Here is a 22,483-nt window from a genome sequence, read left to right as displayed (position 1 = left end):
CCATTCCGGCGGGATGCGGGTCCCGCCGGCACTTCGTGAGAAGTCCAAGCCGCAGCAATAGCGGCGACGGCGCGTCTCGACGAAGGCCCCGGGTCGCTCAGGGCGGGAGCGGCCCGGGGAATCAGGCTGCGCAGGCCGCTACTCCGCCAGATCGTCGCTTTCCGTCTCCGGCGACAGTGCCTGCACGGCCTCGCGCGTCGGCTGGCGGGTGAAGCCCTTGAGGTCGGCGGTCTGCTGGAAGTCGCGGGTGATCTCGACCGGGCTGACGACATAGGCCGTCACCAGTTCCGCCAGCGAGCGCAGCGCGTGCATGTGAATGCGTTCATAGCCATGCGAGGCATCGACGCCGAACGTGATCAGCGCCGTGCGGACATCCGCGCCGGCGACCACCGCGCTGGCCGAATCCGAGCGGTAGAAACGGAACACGTCCTTCTGGCAGCGTATGTCGTTGGTGCGGCAGAGCTCGGCCAGCTTGCGGGTGAGGTGATAGTCGAACGGGCCGCTCTGGTCGGCCATCGACAGGGTGACGCCGAACTCGTCGGAATTCTGCCCCGGCGCCGTGGTGCCGTTGTCGATGACGACGAGCGAGGCGACATCGGCGGTGAGCACGGCGGAGGCGCCGACGCCCACTTCCTCGGCGATCGAGAACAGCCAGTGAATATCCACCGGCGTCTCGGCCTTGGCCTCGTGCAGGGCCCGGATCGCCGCCAGCATCACCGCCACGCCGGCCTTGTCGTCGAGGTGCCGGGAGACGATGAAGCCGTTGTCGAGAAATTCCGGCTGCGGGTCGATGGCGATGATGTCGCCGACCTCGAAGCCGAGATGGTGGAGATCGGCGGCGTTGCGCGCCCGGGCATCGACCCGCATCTCCACATGGTCCCAGCCGATCGGGTGCCGGTCCACCTCCTCGTTGAAAGTGTGGCCGGAGGCCTTTAGCGGCAGGATAGTGCCGCTATAGCCACCCTTCTCGGTGAAGACGGTGCCGCGGGCACCCTCGGCAAAGCGCGCCGACCAGGTGCCAATCGGCACCAGCGACAGGCGGCCATTGTCCTTCAGCATCTTCACCTGGGCGCCCAGCGTATCGACATGGGCGACCAGCGCCCGTGCCCCCAGATGGGTATCGCCGGGACGGACGGCACGGATGGCGCCGCGCCGCGTCATCTCCACATTCAGGTCGAAGCTGGCGAGCTCCTTGGCGACGAAGCGGACGATGGTGTCGGTGTAGCCGGTGGGGCTGGGGATGGCGAGCAGCTTGCGCAGCACCTTGGCGAGGTAGTCGGCATCGATGGCCAGCCGGCTCATGCCTCCGCCCTCCCCTGCGGCGCATCCATTACCTGGCGAAGCCCGGCGGGAATGGCGAGCGGGAACAGCAGGTCGATGAAGCGCTCGGCGGTGGGCTGCGGCTCGTGATTGGCCAGGCCCGGGCGCTCATTGGCCTCGATGAACGCATAGTCCGGTCCGGCCGGCGTCTTCACCATGAGATCGACCCCGACGACCGGGATGTCGATGGCCCGCGCCACCTTGATGCCGGCTTCCACCAGCAGAGGATGCACCATGTCGGTTATGTCGTGAATGGTGCCGCCGGTGTGGAGATTGGCGGTGCGGCGCACCTTCAGCTCCCGGCCGGCGGGCAGCACGGAATCCATCGCCATCCCGGCGTCGCGCACGGTGCGCTCAGTCTCGGCGTCGTTGGGAATGCGCGATTCGCCTCCAGTAGCAGCGGCACGACGGCGGCTCTGCGCCTCGATGAGTTCGAGCACGGTGCTGCGCCCGTCGCCGACCACCGTGGCGGGGCGGCGGATGGCGGCGGCCACCAGCTTGAAGTTGATGACCACCAGGCGCACGTCCTCGCCCTCGACGCATTCCTCCACCAGCACCTCGCTGGCGAATTTGCGCGCCTCGACAATGGCGGCGTCGAGTTCGTCGAGCGACGACACCCCGACGCTGACGCCCTGCCCCTGCTCGCCGCGCGCCGGCTTCACCACCAGCCGCCCGTGCCGCTTGAGAAAGGCGGCAATCTCCTCCATCGGCGCGCTCGTGGTGAGTTGGGCCGGCACCCTCACCCCGGCCTCGGCGACGGTGCGGCGGGTGATGCTCTTGTCGTCGCAGATCGACATCGCCACCGCCGAGGTCAGTTCCGACAGGCTCTCGCGGCAGCGCACCGAGCGCGCCCCGAAGCTCAGCCGGAAGAACCCGCCCACGGGATCGATCGGCTCGACCAATATGCCCCGCCGGCGCGCCTCGTTGACGATGATCTGGGCGTAGGGGTTGAAGCCCTCGTTCTGCTCGGGGCCGGCGAACAGCTTCTCGTTGATCGGATTCTTGCGCTTCACCGTGAAATAGGTGACCCGCTCGAAGCCGAGCTTTTCGTAAAGCGCGATGGCCTGCACGTTGTCGTGCATCACCGACAGGTCGAGAAAGGCCGCGCCCTTTTCGGCGAAGCGCTCGGCGAGGCTGCGCACCAGCGCCTCGCCAATGCCGGGCTGGCGGGCCTGCGGGTCCACCGCCAGGCACCAGAGCGAGGACCCACGCTCGGGATCCTCAATGGCGAGGCCATGATCGACGCCCGTTACCGTGCCGATGACGCGACCGGTGGTCTCGTCCTCCGCCACGAGATAGGTCAGCGGGTCGGGGGCGCGCGGCGACTGGAAGAACTCCAGCGGCACCGTCACCATGCCGCGCGAGGCATAGATGCGGTTGATGGCGTCCGCATCCGCGCCCGTCTCCAGCGCGCGCACACGAAAGCCGGCCAGTGGCCGCTCGGAAGGCTGGTAGGTGGCAAGGTCGAGCCGGAAGGTGTGGGAGGGGTCGAGAAAAACCTCCTGCGGCGCGTGCGAGAGCAGCACATGCGGCTCCTCGACATAGACCGCGATGTCGCGCCGGTCCGGCCGCTCCTCGCGCAGGGTGTCGACCAGATCGGCAAGGTTGTCGAAGGTCTGGCCGAAGATCAGCCGTCCCCAGCCGACATCGAGGGCGCAATTGGATGTCACGTTGCTTTCCTCCCGCTCAGACGCCGTGCGACTGGAGCCACATTTCCAGCAGCGCCACCTGCCACAGCTCCGACCCGCGCAGCGGGGTGATGTGGGAGACGGGGTCAGCGAACAGCGTGTCGAGATAATCCTGCCGGAACAGCCCGCGCTCACGCGCGGCCTGCGAGCCGAGCACGTCCCGCACCATGTCGAGATAGGGGCCGGAGATGTATTTGAGCTGCGGCACTGGGAAATAGCCCTTGGGACGGTCGATCACCTCATGCGGCACCACCAGCCGGGCGGCGTCCTTCAGCACGCCCTTGCCGCCATGAGCCAGCTTGAAAGCGGGCGGGATGGTGGCGGCGAGTTCCACCAGCTCATGGTCGAGGAAGGGCACGCGCGCCTCCAGTCCCCAGGCCATGGTCATGTTGTCGACCCGCTTCACCGGGTCGTCCACCAGCATCACCTGCGAATCCAGCCGAAGCGCGCGGTCCACCGGTGTCGCGGCGCCGTCCGCCATCAGATGCGCGGCGACGAGGTCGCGGCTCGCATCGGTGTGGGCAAGCCATTGCGGGCCGAGCTGGCGGGCAAGCGTGGCGTGGTCGCGGTCGAAGAAGCCGCGCGCGTAATCACCCACCACATCGGTGCTCTCGGCCAGCGGGGGATACCAGTGATAGCCGGCGAACACCTCGTCGGCGCCCTGCCCCGACTGCACCACCTTGATCGACTTCGAGACCTCGCGGGAAAGCAGGTAGAAGCCGATATTGTCATAGGACACCATCGGCTCGGACATGGCGTGGATGGTGTCCGGCAGCGCGCCCATGAGGTCGGAGGACGGCACGAAAATCTTGTGGTGGTTGGTGCCGAAATGCCTGGCGATGAGATCGGAATAGACGAACTCGTCGCCCTTCTCGCCATTGGCCTCCTCGAAGCCGATGGAATAGGTGGCGAGATCGCGTTGGCCCTCCTGCGCCAGCAGCCCGACGATGATGGAGGAATCCACCCCGCCCGAGAGCAGCACGCCCACCGGCACGTCCGCCACCATGCGCCGGCGCACGGCGGTGCGCAGCGCGTCGAGCACCCGGTCACGCCAATCCTGCGCGGTGAGGGCGGCGTCTTCCGCCCGGCGCTGATAGGGCGCCTGCCAATAGGTGCGCTCGGTGAAGCTGCCATCCGGGGCGTAGCGGCGCATGGTCGCCGGCGGCAGCTTGCGCACGCCCCTGAGAATGGTGCGCGGCGGCGGCACCACGGCGTGGAAGCTCATATAGTTGTGCAGGGCGTCGCGGTCGATCGTGGTGTCGATGTCCCCCGCCGCCAGCAGCGCCGGCAGGCTGGAGGCGAAGCGCAGGCGCTTGTCGCCCTCGGCATAATAGAGCGGCTTGATGCCGAAGCGGTCGCGAGCCAGGACCACCGCGCCGCTATCGCGCTCGGCAATGGCGAAGGCGAACATGCCGTGGAAGCGCTCGACGCAGGCCTCGCCCCAGGCGTGGTAGGCCTTGAGGATCACCTCGGTGTCGCCCTCGGAGAAGAAGCGGTAGCCCTTGGCTTCCAGCGCCGCGCGCAGCTCGGGGTAATTGTAGATGCAGCCATTGAAAGTGAGGGTCAGTCCCAGCTCGGGGTCGACCATGGGCTGCGCCGCCTTGTCGGAAAGGTCGATGATGCGCAGCCGCCGGTGCCCGAAGGCGACAGGTCCCCGCGCCTCGAGCCCGGCTCCATCCGGGCCGCGTGGCGCAAGTATATCCATCATGGACGAGATGACGCGCGCGTCGGCGAATGTGCCATCGAATCTTATCTCACCGGCAATCCCACACATGCTGGTTCTCTGTCTCCCTTGGGCCGTTGGAACGATGAAGAGCCAGAAAAATTGCTGGGCGCTGGCCTACTCCGATAGGGATAATACCAAGAGCGGCCATTGGTTCGACCTTCCGCGGTAGAAACTGAGTTTTCCCACCGTCGCCCATGACTTATGGCCGCCTGCGCTGTAGCCGTCCCGCCGCCCGCGTCCGGCGGCTTCCCGCCTCTATCCGCCACCGGAAATCGCGCCGGCGGCACGGCCTCAAACCTGCGCGCGCGGCTGCACCTGCCGCTGCAAAACCCTGCTGCAGAAAGCCGCCGGAAGGCCACTCGCCGGCTGCATCCCTGCAGCCGCACCGGCCACGATGCGCCCCTGCGCCATGGGTGGCTTGACGACGCCTGCTTTGGTATGCACAGTGGTCTTACCACGGCAAGACTAGAGCGGTGCAAGACCCCGGCGATGAACGAGACGTTTGAAATCACGCGCATCGACGAGCAGGGCGGCAAGGGCTTCGAGAAGGTGTTCGCGTTCCTCCGCGAAAGGCTGCTCGCCGGCGCCCTCAAGCCCGGCGACCGGCTGATCCCGGAACGCGAACTCGCTGCGCAGCTCGGCGTCAGCCGCCCCATTCTGCGCGAGGCGCTGCGCGCGCTCACCGTGCTAGGCATCGTCGAAATCCGCGACCGCGTCGGCACCATCGTCCGCCGCCCGGACATCTCGGTGCTGAACGACTTCTTCACCTTCGCCCTCGCCCACCGCGCCGACCTGATGGACGACATCGTGCAGGCGCGCGTGGCCATCGAGTGCCAGTCGATCCGGCTGGCGGCCGAGCGGGCGAATGTGAGCGATCTCGAACGCCTGCAGGCGGCACTGCGCCGCATCGAGGCGACGATCGACGATGCCGATGCCGGCGGCCGCGCCGACTTCGACTTCCATCACGCCATCGTCCAGGCCAGCGGCTCGGAGACGCTCCGAGTGCTCTACGATTCCATGTCGGCGGTTCTGATGCGCTCGCATGTCGACCGCCGGCATCTCGTGCGCGTCTTCGACATGCGCACCTACCTCATCGAGGACCACAAGCGCGTCTTCGACGCCATCGTGGCCGGCGACCCCGAAATCGCCGACCGCTCACTGCGCGAGCACTTCGCCATCGGCGACGAATTCCGCCGGAAGCTCGCCATCGAGGGAGGGCAGCGGGCCGCCAAGCTCGACTGATCCGCGCCACAACAAAAAAGGCAGGACTCTATGGGACGGGAACAACAAGGAAGCGTCGGCTTCATCGGCCTCGGCACGATGGGCCGCGAAATGGCACGCAATCTTCTCGAGGCCGGCTTTGCCGTGCGCGTGTTCGACATCGCATCGACCGCCATCGACGAACTCGTCGCACGCGGCGCCGAAGCGGCCAGCAGTCCGGCGGACGCTGCCCGCAATGCTGACATCGCCATCACCATGCTGCCCGACACGCCGCAGGTCGAGGAGGTCGTTCTCGGCGCCGGCGGGCTGCTGGCCGATCCGCCGCGCGGGCGCCTCGTCGTCGACATGAGCACGATCTCGCCGGTGGCAGTCCAGCGCATGGCGGCGGAACTGAAGGCCGTGGGCATCGACATGCTGGACGCCCCGGTTTCCGGTGGCCCGGTGGGCGCCAAGAACGCGGCGCTGTCCATCATGGTCGGCGGCGACGCCGAGGCCTTCGCCCGCGCCCTCCCCTTCTTCGAGGCAATGGGCACGACCATCAACCATGTCGGCGGCCCGGGTTCGGGCCAGGCGGTGAAGCTGTGCAACCAGCTCATCTGCGGCATCAACATCCAGGCGATCTGCGAGGCGCTGGCGCTCGGCCGGGCCTTCGGTGTCGATCTCGACCAGCTCCGGCAGGTGCTGCTCGGCGGCTCGGCGGCGTCCTGGATGCTGGACCGGCTCGGCCCTTCGATGATCGCCGGCGACGACGCGGCGGGCTTCCGCATCGACCTGATGCTGAAGGATTTGCGGCTGGTGCAGGAACAGGCGCTCGCGCTCTCCGTGCCGCTTCCGGCAACCGCGCTTGTGACCAGCCAATATGTCGAGGCGCGGGCCCATGGCGAGGGCGCCAACGGCAACCAGGCGCTGTTCCGCGTCTATGACCGCATGGCCAACCAGCCGCGCCACCCCGGCAATGGCTGAGCCGCCGGCGGCCTTTTCCTACGCCTTCTGGACAGTTGGGTGGAGCCTCCCCCATGGGTCTCGTTCTTGATTTCTCGGTCGTGTTCGAGCGCTGGCGTGCCCTGCTCGACGGCGCCACGCTGACGCTGCAGCTTGCCTTCATCGCCGTGCTCTGCGGCGCGGCCATCGGCGTGTTCGGCGCCATCGGCCGGCGCAGCGGCAATGCGCTGGTAGAGCGGCTGTGCGGCGCCTATGTCGAGGCCATCCGCAACACGCCGTTGCTGGTGCAGATCTTCCTCGTCTATTTCGGCCTCTCCAGCCTGGGGCTGAAATTCTCCGCCTTCACCGTGGCCGCCGTGGCGCTGACCATCAATGTCGGCGCCTATACGACGGAGATCATGCGGGCGGGCTTCGATTCCATCCACAAGGGCCAGATCGAGGCGGCGGAAGGGCTCGGCCTGTCCAAGGCGCAGATCTACTGGCACGTCATCATCTGGCCGGGCATCGAGCGGGTCTATCCCGCCCTCACCAGTCAGTTCGTCCTGCTGATGCTCGCCTCCTCGGTCACCTCGCAGATCTCGGCCGAGGAACTGACGGCGGTCGCCAACTACATCCAGTCGGAAACCTACCGCTCCTTCGAGACCTACATCGTGGTGGCGCTGATCTACGTGGCGCTGTCCTTCATCATGCGGTTCGGCTTCTGGCTGCTGGGGCTGGCGCTGTTCCCGCGCCGCCGCCGTCTCGGCACCCCGCTGTGAGGAGATGACCATGGGCGGCGCTCTGAACATCAACCATCTTCTCTTCCTCGGCCATGGCGCGCTGTGGACCATCGGGCTTTCCGCCATCGCGCTGATCGGCGGCGGCACGCTCGGCTTCCTCGTCGCGCTGGGCCGGGTATCGCCGAGCCGCGCGGTACGCCTGCTCGCCGCCGCCTATGTGCAGCTCATCCAGGGCACGCCGCTGCTGGTGATCATGTTCCTGTCGTTCTTCGGGCTGGCGGCGATCGGCCTCAACATCTCGCCCCTGCTTGCCGCCGGCGCCTCGATGACGATCTTCGTCGCGGCCTATCTTGGCGAAATCTGGCGCGGCTGCATCGAGGCGGTGCCGAAACAGCAATGGGAGGCGGCGGAAGGCCTCGCCTTGTCGCGCAGCCAGCGCATGATCAAGGTCATCCTGCCGCAGGCGATCCGCCTCGCGACCCCGCCCACGGTCGGGTTCATGGTGCAGATCATCAAGAACACCTCGCTCGCTTCGGTGGTCGGCTTCGTCGAACTCACGCGCTCGGGCCAGATCATCAACAACTCGCTGTTCGAGCCCTTCATCATCTACTCGATCATCGCCGTCGTTTACTTTTCGCTCTGCTACCCGCTCTCGCGCCTCAGCCGCCGGCTGGAGCGCACGACCCTCCAGAAGAAGCCGGCACTTGCGTGACACGGCTCGCGGAACGCTAGGGAAACCGCCCATGAACGCCCACACTGCCCCGCCCGCTTCCGCCGCCTCCGTTGTGGCGCTGCGCAATGTTCATAAGAGTTTCGGCTCCCTCAAAGTGCTCGACGGCGTCAGCTTCACCGTCGCGCGTGGCGAGGTGATGGTGCTGATCGGCCGCTCGGGATCGGGCAAGAGCACCGCGCTGCGCTGCATCGACCGCTTCGAGACCATCGACGGCGGCGAGATCGAGGTGTGCGGCCGGCGGGTCGACGACGCCGGGCTCGATGTGCGGGCCTTGCGCCAGGACGTCGGCATCGTCTTCCAGAGCTACAATTTGTTCCCGCACCTCACCATCGAGGAGAACATCACCCTCGCCCCGCACGCGGTGAAGAACGTGCCGAAGGCCGAGGCCCGCGCCCTCGCCGCCAAGGTGCTGGCGCAGGTGGGGCTGGAGGAGAAGCTGCACGCCTATCCCGAGCAGCTTTCGGGCGGACAGCAGCAACGCGCCGCCATCGCCCGGTCGCTGGCCATGCAGCCCAAGGTGATGCTGTTCGACGAGGTGACGTCGGCGCTCGACCCGGAACTCACCGGCGAGGTGCTGAAGGTCATCGAGGCGCTGGCGGCGGACGGCATGACCATGGTGCTGGTCACCCACGAGATGAGCTTCGCGCGCGGCATCGCCGACCAGGTGGTGTTCATGCACAAGGGCAAGGTCCACGAAGCGGGATCGGCCGACATCCTCTCATCGCCCTCCACGCCCGAACTCGCGCAGTTCGTCGGCACCGGGCTCTGAGCCGACACAACAAACGACACAAGGGAGAGACGCATGATCAAGCATACGATGTTCGCGGCTGCCGTGGCGGCGGCCTGCTTCCTCGGCGGCACCGTCGCCCGCGCCGACCTGCTCGACGACATCATGGCGGCGAAGAAGATCCGCATCGCCACCGACATGGCCATTCCGCCGTCCGGCATGATGGATGCGAGCATGAAGCCGACCGGCTCGGATGTGGACACCGCCGAGCTGCTCGCCAAGGATCTCGGCCTGCAGATCGAGTGGGTGCAGACGACCGGCGCGACCCGCATTCCGAACCTGCAGACCAACAAGGCCGACGTGGTCATCTCCACCCTCTCCGTCACGCCCGAGCGTGCCAAGGTGGTCGACTTCACCCAGCCCTATGCCGCGCTGGAATCGGTGGTCGGCGGCCTGAAGACCATTGAGGTCAAAGACTGGGACGGGCTGAAGGGCAAGACTATCGCCGTCTCGCGCGGCACCACCCAGGACACCGCCCTGACCAACCGCGCCAAGGATGGCGGCGGGTTCGAGGTCGCGCGCTATGATGACGACGCCACCATGGTGACCGCCGCGGTCACCGGCCAGGCCGACTTCATCGCCACCTCGGCCACCATCGTCAACCAGATCGGCGTCAAGAACCCGGCGCGCGCCTTCGACCCCAAGGTGCTGATCACCACCTTCAACCTCGCCATGGGCGTGAAGAAGGGCGAGCCCCGGCTGGTCGCCAGGCTCAATGAGTGGATCGGCGAGAACATCAAGAACGGCAAGCTGAACGCGATCTACAAGAAATATCACGGCACCGACCTGCCCGAGAACATGCGCGGCGCCAGCTGAGCCGTCCCGCCCTCCCCAACCGGCGGCGTCCGCGAACGGGCGCCGCCGACGTCCCACACTGCGAGGAAATCAACATGCGCCTTGTCATTGGATCCGATCATGCCGGCTGGTCGCTGAAGGGCGCCGTCATCGACCATATTCGCGGCCTCGGGCACGAGGTGATCGACGTCGGCTCGTATGACGACAAGCCGGTCGACTTCCCCGACATCGCCCGCCAGGTCGCCGCGAAGGTCACGGCGGGCGAGGCCGAGCGCGGCATCATGGTGTGCGGCACCGGCGTCGGCGCCTCGATCGCCGCGAACAAGATGAAGGGCATCCGCGCCGCGGTCTGCCACGACATCCATTCCGCCCACCAGTCGGTCGAGCATGACGACGTGAACGTCATGTGCATCGGCGCGCAGATCATCGGGCCGTGGCTGGCGCAGGATCTCGTGACCTCCTATCTCGCCGCCGAATTCTCCACCGACGAGGACTTCCGGCGCCGGGTGGAAAAACTGCACCAGATGGACGCGGAAGGCTGATGGCACCGGTGGCGGCGAAGGGGAGATTGCGATGATCCTTGTCTTCGGCTCGATCAACATGGATCTCGTCGCCGCCGTCACCGCCATTCCGCGACCGGGGGAAACCGTGCTCTCGCCAGGATACCGGACGCTGTTCGGCGGCAAGGGCGCCAACCAGGCGGTGGCGGCGGCGCGCATGGGCAGCGACGTCACCATGGTCGGCCGCGTCGGCCAGGATGGCTTCGGCGAGGCCTGCCGCGCCAACCTCGCCGCCAATGGCGTCGGGACCGATCACATCGTCGCCGGCACCGCGCCGACCGGCTGCGCCTTCATCACCGTGGATGCCGCTGGCGAGAACGCCATCACGGTGGCGAGCGGCGCCAATGCGGCGGTGGAGGGCAGCGATGTGCCGGCCTCCCTGCTCGGCCCGCAGACGCTGGCGGTGATGCAGATGGAAATCCCGCTGGCGGCGAGCCTCGCGGCGGCGACCCGGGTCAGGAATGCCGGCGGGCGGGTGATCTGGAATCTGGCGCCCGCACCCGCCGATCTCGGCGCGGCCGAACTGCGCGCCCTTCTCGCCACGACCGATATCCTCGTCGTCAACGAGATCGAGGCGCTCATGGCCGCCAAGGCTCTCGGCGGGGCGACCGATTTCAAGGCCGCCGCGCGGCGGCTGGCCCGTGAAGGCAACACGATCTGCGTGGTGACCGCCGGCGCGTCGGGCGCCTTCTTCAGCACGCCGGACGGAGAGACCCGCCACGTTCCGGCGGTGCCGGTTTCCCCCGTCGACACCACAGGCGCCGGCGACACCTTTGTCGGCGTGCTCGCCAGCGAACTTGCCCGGCGCGGCGAACTTGCCCTGCGCAGCACACTCGACGCGGCGCTGGGGCGGGCCTGTGCCGCCGCATCGATGGCCTGCCTCGCGACCGGGGCGCAGGCGGGCATGCCGACCCGCCCGCAGTTGGATGCCTGGCAGCCGCGCTGAAAGCGCCAGCGGACCGGCGGGCCGGTCAGGACGCCGCGCCGTCGGAGTTGCCGAGCTTGAGACGGGCGCGCAGATCGGCGTTCTCGGCTTCGAGCGCGGCAAGGCGCTCGCGCAGCGGCCGCACGGCGTCGCCGATCTCCTGTTCCGTGAAACGCGGCGTGATGTGCTGCGGGCAGTTCCAGTCGAACGCGTCGAGGCGCAGGCGGAAAAGGCGCTCCGGCCGGGCGCGATAGCCTTGCGGGCTCACCTGCTCGGTCAGTGCCGGTTCGGCGTCGAGCGCCAGCACATCGGCGTGGGCATAGATCTTCAGCCGGGCGCGACGGGGATAATCCATCAGGAACAGGCAGGTCCGCCCGTCCGCCGCGACATTTCCGGTGCTGATATATTGGCGATTGCCGCCGTAATCGGCGAAAGCCAGCGTGCGCTCATCGATCATCTTCAGAAAGCCGGGCGGCCCGCCCCGGTGCTGGACATAGGGCCAGCCCGTCTCGGAAACGCTCGCCATGTAGAAGCTGTCGCGCTGCGCGATGAACATCACCTCGCTCTCGGTGAAGCGGTCGGAGGTGCGGTCGCCCCGGAAATTCTCCCAGAGATGATCGACGCCCATCTCGGCCTGTGCGGCGCGCACGCTGGGGGTGATCGCGATATCGAGAAAACCATACGACATGACATGCCTCCGGGCCCACGCAAGAATGGCCCGTGACGCCTCGTCCGAGCCCCGGCCGTGCCCGTCGGCCGCCTCCCGGCTAGATGGTGTCGGGATCACGCCACAAAACCCGCCGCATTGGAAACAGGGCTTCCAGAAACAGCAACCATCCTTCGCTCCGCCGACACCCTATCGTGCGGAATGGAAGGCAGCGTCCGCGCGCAGCCGATCTCGCAGCCGGGGCGCCGCGAAATCGAGGAACGCCCGCAGCTTGCGCGGCAGCAATTGCTGGCCGGGATAGACCAGACTGACCGGCCAGGCCGGCAGTTCGCAGCTCTCCAGCACGCGTTCGAGCTGGCCCGCCCGCCACGCGTCGGTGACCTGGTAGGACAGCAGCCGCGTGATCCCCAGCCCGGCGACAGCGCCCGCAAGCGCCGCCTCGGCCGTCGTCACCGTCAGCCGCGAACGCACCGGCACCAGCACATCGCCATCGGGCGACGCGAACCGCCAGGCCTCGGGGGAGGCGAGACTGTCGAAGGTGACGCAGACATGGTCGCGCAGATCCCCCGGCCGCCGCGGCCGGCCATGCGCGGCGAGATAGGCCGGACTGGCGCAGGTCACCCGGCGCACCGCACCGACGCTGGAGACGATCAGGCTGCTATCGCCCAGCTCGCCGATGCGCACGGCCACATCGACATCCGCCTCCAGGATGTCCAGCACGCGGTCGGCGAGCACCAGCTTCACGTCGATATCGGAATAGATTTCCAGGAAGTCTGCCACGATAGGGACCACATGCAGGCGGCCGAAGACGATCGGCGCCGTGAGGGTGAGGCGTCCCCTGGGGTCGCGGTGAACGCCCATGGCGGCGCGGTCGGCTTCCTCGATCTGGTCGAGGATTCGCCGGCTCGCCTCGACGTAAAGCCGTCCGGCTTCGGTGAGGCCGAGATGGCGGCTCGACCGGTGCAGCAGGCGGGTTTTCAGGTGCGCCTCAAGCTCCGCGATCCGCCGGCTGACCGTGGCGAGCGGCACGTCCATCTGCCGGGCAGCGGCCGACAAGGTGCCCGCCTCGACCACTTTCAGCAGAACCGTCATGGCGCTGAGCTTGTCCATCAGCCCCCTCCCCGAACCCGCAAGGCGTCATTCACAAGCGGTGACGGCACACCCATGAATCCCAAACGCATGAACCGCCATCGACAACGCTCTGGTGAAGGCGCACGCGGCCGGCGTCAATCGCGCGATCTGCTGCGGCGTCAGCGCCACTCTGGCCGCGCGACCTGCGACGGGCCGAGGCTCGAACGATGCAGACCGCCCCGCCGAGCCAAAAACACACGTCCCATCCTCCGTCTGCTGCGCCGCAACCGGCCTCGACGGGTGCGGATCCCCATTGCCGCCCCACCGCACGGGCGCGCGCCATTGCCTGAAACGCGACCGCCTGTTGGCAATGAAGCATTTGAAGAGAACGAACAAACCACCAATGGTACAGAAAACCCATAGCCGGAAAGACAATACTTCGCAAATGCGTCATATATATCGTGATGACTTCGCACCTGCAGCATCTGGACAATTAAAAACGACGGCAGGTGGCTATTTAATCGATGTCGCGTCGGTATATGGTGACGAGACGGCTCGTTGCTTTGCGGATGATGCGTCATGGCTGACACCTCGGCTGGTAAACTTTCGCTCCCCATTCTCACCGCAATGGTGGTCGGCTCCATGGTGGGGGCCGGCATCTTCAACCTGCCCGGCCGCTTCGCCACCGCGACCGGCCCGTTTGGCGCCATCATCGCCTGGATGATCGCTGGCACCGGCATGTACATGCTGGCGCGCGTGTTCCAGGCGCTGGCGGAGCGGCGGCCCGACATCGACGCCGGCGTCTTCGCCTATGCCAAGGCCGGCTTCGGCGACTATATGGGCTTCCTCTCCGCCTTCGGTTACTGGCTCGGCAGTTGCCTTGGAAACGTTTTCTACTGGGTGCTGATCGGGTCGACGCTGGGGCGGTTCTTTCCGGACATTTTCGGCGACGGCAGCAGCGCCACCGCCATCCTCGTGTCGCTGGCCGGCATCTGGGCCTTCCATTTCATGATCCTGCGCGGCGTGGAACAGGCGACCTTCATCAACACGGTGGTCACCGTCGCCAAGATCGTGCCGCTCATCGTGGCCGTCCTCGCCTTCATCTTCTTCTTCAACTACGCGCAGTTTTCGGAGAATTTCTTCGGCGGCGTGGGCATGCCGGAGAAGACACTGCTGGCGCAGGTGCGCGACACCATGCTGATCACGGTCTTCGTGTTCCTCGGCATCGAGGGCGCGAGCGTCTATTCGCGCTATGCCCGAAAGCGCTCGGATGTCGGCTCGGCCACCATCCTCGGCTTCGTCGCCGTCACCGGCCTGATGGTCGCCGTCACCATGCTTCCCTACGCCACCGCGCCGCGCGCGGCGATTGCGGGGGTGGCAAATCCTTCGCTGGCCGGGGCGCTCGAACTGGTCGTCGGGCACTGGGGCGCGGTGTTCATCTCGGTCGGCGTGCTGATCTCGGTGCTCGGCGCCTATCTCGCCTGGTCGCTGATCTGCGCCGAGGTACTTTTTGCCGCCGCCAAGTCGCAGGACATGCCCAAACTGTTCGCGGCCCAGAACCGCAACCGCGTGCCGGCGAACGCGCTGTGGATGACGAATATCGTCGTCTCGTCGTTCGTGATCTCCACCTACTGGTCGCGCGACGCCTTCAATTTCATGCTCGACATGGCCAGCGTGACCGCGCTGCTGCCCTATCTGCTGGTCGCGGGCTATGGCGTTCTGCTGGCGCGCAGCGGCCTCGGCTATGAGACGACGCCCCACGAACAGCGCCGCGACCAAATCATTGCCTGGATCGCGGTCATCTACACGCTGTTCATGTTCGTCGCCGCCGGCCTGAAATATGTACTGCTGGTGACCGTGCTCTTCGTGCCGGGCACCGTCGTGCTGTACATCTGGGCGCGGCGCGAGCAGGGGGCGCGGCTGTTCACCCCGGCCGAGCTCGTCATCTTCATCGCCACGCTCGCCGGCGGAGCCGCCGGCGCCTATGGCCTCGCGACCGGCCTTATCACCCCCTGACACGAACAAGCTATGGGAGCCTCTCCATGGAAACCCCGTTTGGCGTTCATTCGGAAGTCGGCCAGTTGCGCAAGGTGCTGGTCTGCGCCCCGGGACGCGCCCATCAGCGCCTCACGCCCAGCAATTGCGACGACCTGCTGTTCGACGATGTGCTGTGGGTGGACGTCGCCAAGCGGGACCATTTCGACTTCATCACCAAGATGCGCGACCGCGGCATCGAAGTGGTGGAGATGCATAATCTGCTCACCGAGACCGTGGCGATCCCGGAAGCCAGGACATGGATCCTCGACCATCAGGTGGTGCCGAACACTATCGGCCTCGGCTTCGTCGACGAGGTGCGCTCCTATTTGGAGAGCCTGCCCAACCGCCAGCTCGCCGAAACGCTGATCGGCGGCCTGTCGACCTATGAGTTTCCGGAAACCATCGGCGGCGCCACACTGGCGTTGATCCGCGACGCCGCCGGCGTCAACGAATACCTGCTGCCGCCGCTGCCCAACACGCTGTACACCCGCGACACTACCTGCTGGATCTATGGCGGCGTCACGCTGAACCCGCTCTACTGGCCGGCCCGGCATGAGGAGACCATCCTCACCAGTTCGATCTACAAGTTCCACCCCGACTTCGCCGGCAAGGTGAAGGTGTGGTGGGGCGACCCGACGCAGGATTGGGGCCTCGCCACGCTGGAAGGCGGCGACGTGATGCCGATCGGCAAGGGCAACGTGCTCATCGGCATGAGCGAGCGCACGTCGCGGCAGGCGATCAGCCAGGCGGCGGCGGCGCTGTTCGAGCAGGGCGCGGCCGAGCGCGTCATCGTCGCGGCCATGCCGAAGCTGCGCGCGGCGATGCATCTCGACACGGTGTTCACCTTCGCCGACCGTGACTGCGTGCTGCTCTACCCCGACATCGTCGACAAGATCGAATGCTTCTCCTACCGGCCGGACGGGAAGGGCGGCGTGGAACTATCCCGCGACAAGGGGCTGGTGGAAACGGTTAGGGAAGCGCTGGGCCTGAAGGAAATCCGCGTCGTCGAGACCGGCGGTAACGACTATATGCGCGAGCGCACGCAGTGGGATTCCGGCGCCAACCTCGTCTGCGCCTCGCCCGGTGTCGTCTTCGCCTATGATCGCAACACCTACGCCAACACCCTGCTGCGCAAGGCAGGCATCGAGGTGATCACCATCGACGGCTCGGAACTCGGGCGCGGGCGCGGCGGCGGCCATTGCATGACCTGCCCGATCATCCGTGACGCGGTGGATTTCTGAAGCCGTGCAGGTCTTCGGCCGGGCGGCGCATCGTCACACGGTGATTTTCGGCTTCGCCACCGCATGGGCCGTCGCCGACCTCAGCCCCAGCCGGTCGAGCGCGAGATAGATCACCGGCGTGGTGTAGAGGGTGAGCAACTGGCTCACCAGACCGCCGACAATCGCGTAGCCCAGCGGCTGGCGCAGTTCCGAGCCGGTGCCGTGGCCGAGCATCAGCGGCACGCCGGCCAGCAGGGCGGCGAAGGTCGTCATCAATATCGGCCGGAAGCGCAGCAGGCAGGCCTCGCGGATAGCGTCGTGCGGCGACATGCCCTCGACGCGCTCCCGCTCGATGGCGAAGTCGACGATCATGATGCCGTTCTTCTTCACGATGCCGATGAGCAGGATCACCCCGACCAGCGCGATGATCGAGAAATCGAAGCCGAACATCCACAGCATGACGAGCGCCCCCAGCCCGGCGGAAGGCAGTGTCGAGAGGATGGTGAGGGGATGGACATAGCTCTCATAGAGCACGCCGAGGATGACATAGATCACCAGCAATGCGGCCGCGACCAGCCAGGGCTCGCTGGCGAGCGAATCCTGGAAGGCCTGCGCATTGCCCTGGAAGGCGCCGAGCACCGTGGGCGGCACGCCGATATCGACCTCGGCCTTGTGGATCGCCGCCACCGCGTCACCCAGCGCCACGCCGGGCGCGAGATTGAAGGACAGGGTGACCGAGGGGAACTGGGACTGGTGGTTGATCGACAGGAAGCTGGTCGGCAGCGAGGTCCATTTCGCCAGCACGCTGAGCGGCACCTGCGCGCCGGTAAGCGGCGAGCGCAGATAGATCGCGTCCAGCGCGCGGGGTGAGTTCTGCAGGTCCGGGCGCAGCTCCAGAATGACGTGGTAGCTGTTGAGTTGGGTGAAATACTGCGTCACCTGCCGCTGGCCGAAGGCGTCATAGAGCGTGTTGTCGATATCGGCGGGGCTGATGCCGAGCTTTTCCGCCTGGTCGCGGTCGATGCTGAGCGTCAGCGTGGTGCCGCCGCTCTGCTGGTCGCTGGCGAGGCTGGTGAGTTCCGGCAGCGCTTTCAACTTTGCCAGCAGCTTGGGCGCCCATTCGTTCAGCTCGGCAATATCGCCGTCCTGCAGCGTGTACTGGAACTGGGTGCGCGACAGACGGCCGCCGACATTGAGATCCTGCGCCGCCTGCAGGAACAGCGCGGCGCCCTCGACATGCGCCAGCCTGGCGTTCAGCCGGTCGATGATCTGGAAGGCCGAGGCCTGGCGCTGGTCGCGCGGCTTCAGCGTGATGAACATGCGGCCATTGTTCACCGTCTGCCCGGCGCCCGCGCCCACCCCCATGCCGACGGTGGCCACATCCGGATCGGCGGCGACGATGGCGCCAAGTGCCTGCTGGCGCTTGACCATCTCGCTGAAGGAGATGTCCTGCGCCGCTTCTGAGACGCCGAGAATGAGCCCGGTGTCCTGCAGCGGGAAGAAGCCCTTCGGGATGTAATAGAACAGCACGCCGGTGGCGGTGACGGCGGCGAGAAACACCGCCAGCGTCGCGCGCCGGTGGTCGAGCGCGAGGTCGAGCGTGACGCGGTAGCCCGACAGCAGTGCTTCGAAGGCGTCTTCCGAGAGCCGGTAGAGCCGGCCATGCGGCTTTTCCTCCCCCGCCTTCGACTCCCCCGCCTTTGCCTTGGGCTTGAGGAACAGCGCGCACATGGTCGGCGTCAGGGTGAGCGAGACGAAGGCCGAGACCGCGATGGTGATCGTCACCGTGACCGCGAATTCGCGGAACAGCCGCCCGACCAGCCCGCCCATCAGCAGCAGCGGAATGAACACCGCGATCAGCGACAGGCTGATGGAGAGGATGGTGAAGCCGATCTCGGCCGAGCCGTCGAGTGCCGCCTGGAGCGGCGTCTTGCCCATCTCCAGATGCCGCTCGATGTTCTCCAGCATCACGATGGCATCATCCACCACGAAACCCACCGCGATGGACAGGCCCATCAGCGACAGGTTGTCGAGGCTGTAGCCGAGCGCATACATCGCCGCGAAGGTGCCGACGATGGCGAGCGGCACCGCGATGGAGGGGATCAGCGTCGCCCAGAGGCTGCGCAGGAAGACGAAGATCACCGCCACCACGAGCACGATGGTGATGATGAGCGTCTTCTCGACATCGTCTACCGAGGCGCGGATGGTGCCGGTGCGGTCGCTGAGGATCTGCAGCTCGATGCCGGCCGGTGCCCCCGCCATGAGGCGCGGCAGCTCGGCCTTGATCTGGTCGACCGTGTCGATGACGTTGGCCCCCGGCAGCTTGAACACCGGCATGAGGATAGCCGGCTTGCCATCCGCCCAGGCGGCGAGCTGGTTGTTTTCCGGCGCGTCGACCGCGGTGCCGATGTCGCGCACCCGCACCGGCGCGTCGTTGCGGAAGGCGAGTATGGCGTCGAGCCAGGGCGCGGCGGAGGTCAGCTGGTCATTGTCATAGAGCGTGAAGGTGCGGTGCCGGCCCTGCACGGTGCCCTTGGGGGCGTTCACCGTGGTGGTGACGATGGCCTGCCTTATATCCTCCAGCGACAGGCCCAGATTGGCCACCTTGGCGGGATCGACCTGTATGCGCACGGAAGGCTTCTGCTGGCCGAAGACCGACACCTGCCCCACCCCGTCTATCTGGCTGACATGCTGCTCCAGCACATTCTCCGCGAAGTCGTCGACCTGGGTGATCGGCAAGGTGGTGGAGGTGAGCGCCAGCACGAGTATGGGCGGGTCGGCCGGGTTCACCTTGCGGTAGGTCGGCGGCGAGGGAAGATCGGTCGGCAGCTGGCCGCCGGCGGCGTTGATGGCGGTCTGCACATCCTGCGCGGCGCCGTTGATATCGATGCCGAGATTGAACTGCAGCGTGATCGAGGAATTGCCCAGCGTCGAGATGGAAGTCATCTGCGCCACGCCCGGTATTTCGCCGAACTGCCGCTCCAGCGGCTGGGTCACCGACGAGGCGACGATCTCCGGGCTGGCGCCGGGAAGCTGGGTGGAAACCTGCAGGGTCGGGAAATCGACATCCGGCAGCGGCGCCACCGGCAGCCGGGGAAAGCTCGCCGCCCCCAGCAGCAGAAGGCCGGCCATGAGCAGCGAGGTGCCGATGGGGTGGCGGATGAACCAGGAGGAGAGCGACATTGCGGTCAGCTCCCGCTCGCGGCGGGCGCCGAAGGCGTAACGCGCGTGCCCGGCGCCAGCCGGTACTGGCCACGCACCACCACGCGCTGGCCCTCAGTGAGCCCGTCGGTGATCACCGCCGTGTTGTCGGCGATCTGCCCGACCTTGACCGGCGCGACATCGACCGTGTCGGCGGCGCCGACGACATAGACATAGGGGCCGGCCGGTCCGCGCTGCACGGCATCGGACGGCACGGTCAACGCCGCCTTGAGGGTGGCGACCAGCACCTGCACGTCGACGAACTGACCGGGCCAGAGCGCGTCGGCCTTGTTGGGGAAGATGGATTTGAGGCGGACCGTGCCGCTCTGCGGGTCGATCTGGTTGTCGATCAGTTCCACCGTTCCGACATCGAGCGTCGTGCCGTCGTCGCGCGAAGTCGCCAGCGCCTCCACGGTGCCGGCGGCAAGCGCGGCGCGGATCGCCGGCACGTCGGTCTGCGGCAGGGTCGACACGACGCTGATCGGGTGGAACTGGTTCAGCACCACCAGCCCGCCCGCATCCGCCGCGTGGACGATATTGCCCTGGTCGACCAGCCGGATGCCCGCCCGCCCGTCAATCGGCGCGGTGATTTTCGTGTAGGAGAGCTGGGTCTGGGCGTTGTCGATCATCGCCTTGTCCTGGGCGATCTGGGCGACAAGCTGATCGACGCTGCTGCTCTCATTGTCGATCATCTGCTGGCTGGCGAACGCGTCCTTGCCGAGCTTGGTGTCGCGCCCGAGATTGAGCCGGGCATTCGCGAGCGACGCCTCGTCCTGCTGCAGCTTGGCATTGGCCTGGTCGAGAGCGGCCTGGAACAGGCGCGGGTCGATAACCGCGATCAGGTCACCCTTGCGGATGTCCTGTCCCTCGCTGAACAGCACCTGCTGCAGTTCGCCGTCGACGCGCGAGCGGATGGTGACGGTGTTGAAGGGCGTGACCGTGCCGATGCCGGTGAGATGGACCGGCACGTCGCGCCGCTCGGCTGCCGCCACCTCGACAGGAACGCCGGCGGCGACCCGCACAGGTGTGGGCGACCGGGCCGGCGCACCCCAGATGCCGAAAGCCGAGACGGCGAAAGCAACCGACAGACAAGCAGTAATGGCGAGCCAGCGCCTGCGGTGGAAACCCGGCATGGCACGGTCCTCCCGAAGATCAGGGCGTTACCGTGCCTCCGAAATCTTGGCCTTTCTTTCGCAATTGCCGGCCATCGCCAAGAACAGGATCACGTTTTCGCGCGGTGCCGCACGCGCGGCCAAGGCCGGACACATGGGAGGCTTAGGAGGTCGCCCCCAGCGCGGCGACATAGGCGGCCAGCGCCTCGCTGGGCTTGTCGTCGGCACGCAGTCCGACATAACCGTCCGGCCGGACGACGAACAGGCCCAGTCCCGCGACGCCCAGTCGCTGCGCCACGCCGGGATCGATGCCCCCGGTTTCATTGGCCGGCTCGCCATCGGTGGAAAGTGAGACAGGGGCCTCCAGGCAAATACTCGCCTCAAAAATGGCGCCGCCGACATGCGGGGCAAGCGCGCGCTGGAGATCGGCGAGACCCACGGCGCCGCTCTCAGCTCCCGCCACCAGCACAAGGGTGTGGCCCGTGCTCGGCCCGCCCGGCTCCTGCCGTCCGCCCTCGGCGGGGCGGAGAGCGATACTGTCGGGCCAGAGCTGGCCGGGTGCGAGGGCGCCTGCAGGCGCGCGGCCGGCGACGATGGGCGATGCCGCATAATCAATATCGAGCTCGGCTTCGGCCACCGCTTCCTGATGGCGGGTGACGGGGTTGGCGAAAGCCGCCCGGATCGCCGCGTCGCGCCCGCGCCGCTGCTCGGCATCGCGCAACAGCTGGGCGTTATCGCCCTCGTCGCCCATCGCCGTCACCTTCTGCGCGACCGGCCGGCGCTCGGCTTCATAGCTGTCCAGCAGCTCGCTCGCGCACAGGCCCGAACTCACCAGCGCGAGCTTCCAGCCAAGGTTGAACGCGTCCTGCAGGCCGGTGTTCATGCCGTGCCCCTGCAGCGGGCTGCAGGTGTGCGCGGCATCGCCGGCCAGCAGAACGCGGCCGCTGCGGTAGCGCTGCGCCACCCGGCTGTAGCAGTGGAAACGCACCGGGTTGGCGATGTCGGCGAAGGCGGCGTCGGGCAGATAGCGCTGGAGCGTGAGGGTAGCGTCCGCTACCAGATCGGAGGTGTCGGTGCTGGGCCGAACGTAGACGCGCCAGCGCTCGTCCGGCAGCGCCGTCAGGATGATCGACGGCGGGTCGAAATAGGCGAAATTACCCTCATGCGTGTAGGGCCATCCGGCGACGGCGGCATCGAACACCGCCCACGGTTCCTCGATGGCGTGGCCGTCCTGCTCGATGCCGGCGAGAGCGCGCACGGCGCTGTCATGGCCATCGCAGCCCACCACCCAGCGGGCGGAAACCCGGTGCTCGCCTGCCTCGTCGTGCACGGTGGCCGATACCTGCCCGCCCTCATCCTCCAGCCCCACCAGCCGGGTGCCGCGCGTCACCGTCCCGCCCAGTCTTTGGAGGTGACGGGTCAGGATGCCTTCGGTGATTTCCTCCGACACGCCGAGATTGAAGGGAAAACGGCTGCCCGACAGCGAAAGGTCGACCTCGCCGAGCATCACCCCGTTGGAGTGGATGCGTGCCGAGCGCTGGCGGACGCCGGCATGCAGCAGCGGGCCGGCGATCCCCAGCACGTCGAAGATCTCGATGGAGCGCGGATGCACCACCGTCGCCCGGTCCCAGGACAGCGGCCGGTCATGCGCGTCGATCAGCCGGCACCGCACGCCCCGCCGCACAAGCTCGGCGGCCAGCATCAGCCCGGTGGGGCCGGCGCCCACGACGAGGACATCGGTGTCGGTGGCCATCGTTCG

Annotated in this window: 18 protein-coding genes; 10 read left to right on the top strand and 8 right to left on the bottom strand. The window is 67.2% G+C overall.

Annotated elements, in window-relative coordinates; all coding sequences use genetic code 11:
• Window positions 1–138: 138 nt before the first annotated feature.
• The 3 genes from ACQY76_RS10940 to ACQY76_RS10930 are packed head-to-tail and all read right to left on the bottom strand — an operon-like array spanning window position 139 to window position 4,782.
• Window positions 139–1,302 (bottom strand): osmoprotectant NAGGN system M42 family peptidase, encoded by a 1,164-nt coding sequence (locus ACQY76_RS10940; RefSeq protein WP_428032897.1) that lies wholly within the window; start codon window positions 1,300–1,302, stop codon window positions 139–141.
• Window positions 1,299–2,990: an N-acetylglutaminylglutamine synthetase gene (ngg, locus tag ACQY76_RS10935; RefSeq protein ID WP_428032896.1), complete on the bottom strand. Its 1,692-nt coding sequence runs from the start codon at window positions 2,988–2,990 to the stop codon at window positions 1,299–1,301. Before ngg ends, ACQY76_RS10940 begins: the two co-directional genes overlap by 4 nt.
• A 16-nt stretch (window positions 2,991–3,006) precedes the next feature.
• On the bottom strand, window positions 3,007–4,782 hold the full coding sequence (locus ACQY76_RS10930; RefSeq protein ID WP_428032895.1) for an N-acetylglutaminylglutamine amidotransferase: 1,776 nt from the start codon (window positions 4,780–4,782) through the stop codon (window positions 3,007–3,009).
• A 441-nt stretch (window positions 4,783–5,223) separates the two neighbouring features.
• On the opposite strand from ACQY76_RS10930, the gene ACQY76_RS10925 reads away from it, so the two are divergent.
• The 8 genes from ACQY76_RS10925 to ACQY76_RS10890 all read left to right on the top strand — a co-directional run bounded on the left by ACQY76_RS10925 (window position 5,224) and on the right by ACQY76_RS10890 (window position 11,437).
• Complete coding sequence (locus ACQY76_RS10925) at window positions 5,224–5,976, top strand: FadR/GntR family transcriptional regulator (RefSeq protein WP_428032894.1); 753 nt, start codon at window positions 5,224–5,226, stop codon at window positions 5,974–5,976.
• A gap of 30 nt (window positions 5,977–6,006) precedes the next feature.
• A complete protein-coding gene (locus tag ACQY76_RS10920) occupies window positions 6,007–6,918 on the top strand; it encodes an NAD(P)-dependent oxidoreductase (RefSeq protein WP_428032893.1) in 912 nt (303 codons plus the stop codon).
• A 53-nt stretch (window positions 6,919–6,971) separates the two neighbouring features.
• Window positions 6,972–7,655, top strand: a complete 684-nt coding sequence (locus ACQY76_RS10915; RefSeq protein WP_428032892.1) for an amino acid ABC transporter permease — start codon at window positions 6,972–6,974, stop codon at window positions 7,653–7,655.
• 10 nt (window positions 7,656–7,665) lie between these two features.
• Window positions 7,666–8,328 carry an amino acid ABC transporter permease gene (locus ACQY76_RS10910; RefSeq protein WP_428032891.1) on the top strand — a complete coding sequence of 221 codons (663 nt, stop codon included), beginning with the start codon at window positions 7,666–7,668 and terminating at the stop codon, window positions 8,326–8,328.
• Between the two features lie 31 nt (window positions 8,329–8,359).
• Window positions 8,360–9,118: an amino acid ABC transporter ATP-binding protein gene (locus tag ACQY76_RS10905; RefSeq protein ID WP_428032890.1), complete on the top strand. Its 759-nt coding sequence runs from the start codon at window positions 8,360–8,362 to the stop codon at window positions 9,116–9,118.
• A 33-nt stretch (window positions 9,119–9,151) separates the two neighbouring features.
• On the top strand, window positions 9,152–9,952 hold the full coding sequence (locus ACQY76_RS10900) for a transporter substrate-binding domain-containing protein (protein WP_428032889.1): 801 nt from the start codon (window positions 9,152–9,154) through the stop codon (window positions 9,950–9,952).
• 74 nt (window positions 9,953–10,026) lie between these two features.
• Entirely contained in the window at window positions 10,027–10,473 is a 447-nt protein-coding gene (rpiB, locus tag ACQY76_RS10895; protein ID WP_428032888.1) for a ribose 5-phosphate isomerase B, read from the top strand.
• Window positions 10,474–10,504: 31 nt separating this feature from the next.
• Window positions 10,505–11,437: a ribokinase gene (locus tag ACQY76_RS10890; protein WP_428032887.1), complete on the top strand. Its 933-nt coding sequence runs from the start codon at window positions 10,505–10,507 to the stop codon at window positions 11,435–11,437.
• A gap of 25 nt (window positions 11,438–11,462) precedes the next feature.
• Here ACQY76_RS10890 and ACQY76_RS10885 read toward each other — a convergent pair whose 3' ends face one another.
• Both ACQY76_RS10885 and ACQY76_RS10880 read right to left on the bottom strand, forming a co-directional pair.
• Complete coding sequence (locus ACQY76_RS10885) at window positions 11,463–12,104, bottom strand: pyridoxamine 5'-phosphate oxidase family protein (protein ID WP_428032886.1); 642 nt, start codon at window positions 12,102–12,104, stop codon at window positions 11,463–11,465.
• A gap of 168 nt (window positions 12,105–12,272) precedes the next feature.
• Window positions 12,273–13,193 carry a LysR family transcriptional regulator gene (locus ACQY76_RS10880; RefSeq protein WP_428032885.1) on the bottom strand — a complete coding sequence of 307 codons (921 nt, stop codon included), beginning with the start codon at window positions 13,191–13,193 and terminating at the stop codon, window positions 12,273–12,275.
• A gap of 540 nt (window positions 13,194–13,733) precedes the next feature.
• Here ACQY76_RS10880 and ACQY76_RS10875 point away from each other — a divergent pair.
• Window positions 13,734–15,170 (top strand): basic amino acid/polyamine antiporter, encoded by a 1,437-nt coding sequence (locus ACQY76_RS10875; RefSeq protein WP_428032884.1) that lies wholly within the window; start codon window positions 13,734–13,736, stop codon window positions 15,168–15,170.
• A 26-nt stretch (window positions 15,171–15,196) separates the two neighbouring features.
• Window positions 15,197–16,432, top strand: a complete 1,236-nt coding sequence (locus tag ACQY76_RS10870; protein WP_428032883.1) for an arginine deiminase — start codon at window positions 15,197–15,199, stop codon at window positions 16,430–16,432.
• Window positions 16,433–16,465: 33 nt separating this feature from the next.
• Here ACQY76_RS10870 and ACQY76_RS10865 read toward each other — a convergent pair whose 3' ends face one another.
• The 3 genes from ACQY76_RS10865 to ACQY76_RS10855 form a co-directional block, all read right to left on the bottom strand.
• Window positions 16,466–19,594 carry an efflux RND transporter permease subunit gene (locus ACQY76_RS10865; RefSeq protein WP_428032882.1) on the bottom strand — a complete coding sequence of 1,043 codons (3,129 nt, stop codon included), beginning with the start codon at window positions 19,592–19,594 and terminating at the stop codon, window positions 16,466–16,468.
• Between the two features lie 5 nt (window positions 19,595–19,599).
• Entirely contained in the window at window positions 19,600–20,745 is a 1,146-nt protein-coding gene (locus ACQY76_RS10860; protein ID WP_428032881.1) for an efflux RND transporter periplasmic adaptor subunit, read from the bottom strand.
• A gap of 142 nt (window positions 20,746–20,887) precedes the next feature.
• The gene (locus tag ACQY76_RS10855; RefSeq protein WP_428032880.1) at window positions 20,888–22,477 is read right to left on the bottom strand and encodes an FAD-dependent monooxygenase; all 1,590 of its coding nucleotides are present in this window, start codon (window positions 22,475–22,477) and stop codon (window positions 20,888–20,890) included.
• Window positions 22,478–22,483: the final 6 nt, after the last annotated feature.

This window comes from Ancylobacter sp. (assembly GCF_965279025.1).
GTDB lineage: Bacteria > Pseudomonadota > Alphaproteobacteria > Rhizobiales > Xanthobacteraceae > Ancylobacter.
Note: the sequence above shows the minus strand (reverse complement) of the source record. Positions and strands in the feature narration are given on the sequence as shown.

What these genes read in the sequence shown, in the direction of transcription:
- ACQY76_RS10875 (WP_428032884.1), top strand. Translation starts at nt 13,734, where the DNA reads ATGGCTGACACCTCGGCTGGTAAACTTTCGCTCCCCATTCTCACCGCA.
- ACQY76_RS10905 (WP_428032890.1), top strand. Translation starts at nt 8,360, where the DNA reads ATGAACGCCCACACTGCCCCGCCCGCTTCCGCCGCCTCCGTTGTGGCG.
- ACQY76_RS10865 (WP_428032882.1), bottom strand. Translation starts at nt 19,594, where the DNA reads ATGTCGCTCTCCTCCTGGTTCATCCGCCACCCCATCGGCACCTCGCTG.
- ACQY76_RS10855 (WP_428032880.1), bottom strand. Translation starts at nt 22,477, where the DNA reads ATGGCCACCGACACCGATGTCCTCGTCGTGGGCGCCGGCCCCACCGGG.
- ACQY76_RS10915 (WP_428032892.1), top strand. Translation starts at nt 6,972, where the DNA reads ATGGGTCTCGTTCTTGATTTCTCGGTCGTGTTCGAGCGCTGGCGTGCC.
- ACQY76_RS10940 (WP_428032897.1), bottom strand. Translation starts at nt 1,302, where the DNA reads ATGAGCCGGCTGGCCATCGATGCCGACTACCTCGCCAAGGTGCTGCGC.
- ACQY76_RS10925 (WP_428032894.1), top strand. Translation starts at nt 5,224, where the DNA reads ATGAACGAGACGTTTGAAATCACGCGCATCGACGAGCAGGGCGGCAAG.
- ACQY76_RS10900 (WP_428032889.1), top strand. Translation starts at nt 9,152, where the DNA reads ATGATCAAGCATACGATGTTCGCGGCTGCCGTGGCGGCGGCCTGCTTC.
- ACQY76_RS10860 (WP_428032881.1), bottom strand. Translation starts at nt 20,745, where the DNA reads ATGCCGGGTTTCCACCGCAGGCGCTGGCTCGCCATTACTGCTTGTCTG.
- ACQY76_RS10930 (WP_428032895.1), bottom strand. Translation starts at nt 4,782, where the DNA reads ATGTGTGGGATTGCCGGTGAGATAAGATTCGATGGCACATTCGCCGAC.
- ACQY76_RS10890 (WP_428032887.1), top strand. Translation starts at nt 10,505, where the DNA reads ATGATCCTTGTCTTCGGCTCGATCAACATGGATCTCGTCGCCGCCGTC.
- rpiB (WP_428032888.1), top strand. Translation starts at nt 10,027, where the DNA reads ATGCGCCTTGTCATTGGATCCGATCATGCCGGCTGGTCGCTGAAGGGC.
- ACQY76_RS10880 (WP_428032885.1), bottom strand. Translation starts at nt 13,193, where the DNA reads ATGGACAAGCTCAGCGCCATGACGGTTCTGCTGAAAGTGGTCGAGGCG.
- ACQY76_RS10870 (WP_428032883.1), top strand. Translation starts at nt 15,197, where the DNA reads ATGGAAACCCCGTTTGGCGTTCATTCGGAAGTCGGCCAGTTGCGCAAG.
- ACQY76_RS10910 (WP_428032891.1), top strand. Translation starts at nt 7,666, where the DNA reads ATGGGCGGCGCTCTGAACATCAACCATCTTCTCTTCCTCGGCCATGGC.
- ACQY76_RS10920 (WP_428032893.1), top strand. Translation starts at nt 6,007, where the DNA reads ATGGGACGGGAACAACAAGGAAGCGTCGGCTTCATCGGCCTCGGCACG.
- ACQY76_RS10885 (WP_428032886.1), bottom strand. Translation starts at nt 12,104, where the DNA reads ATGTCGTATGGTTTTCTCGATATCGCGATCACCCCCAGCGTGCGCGCC.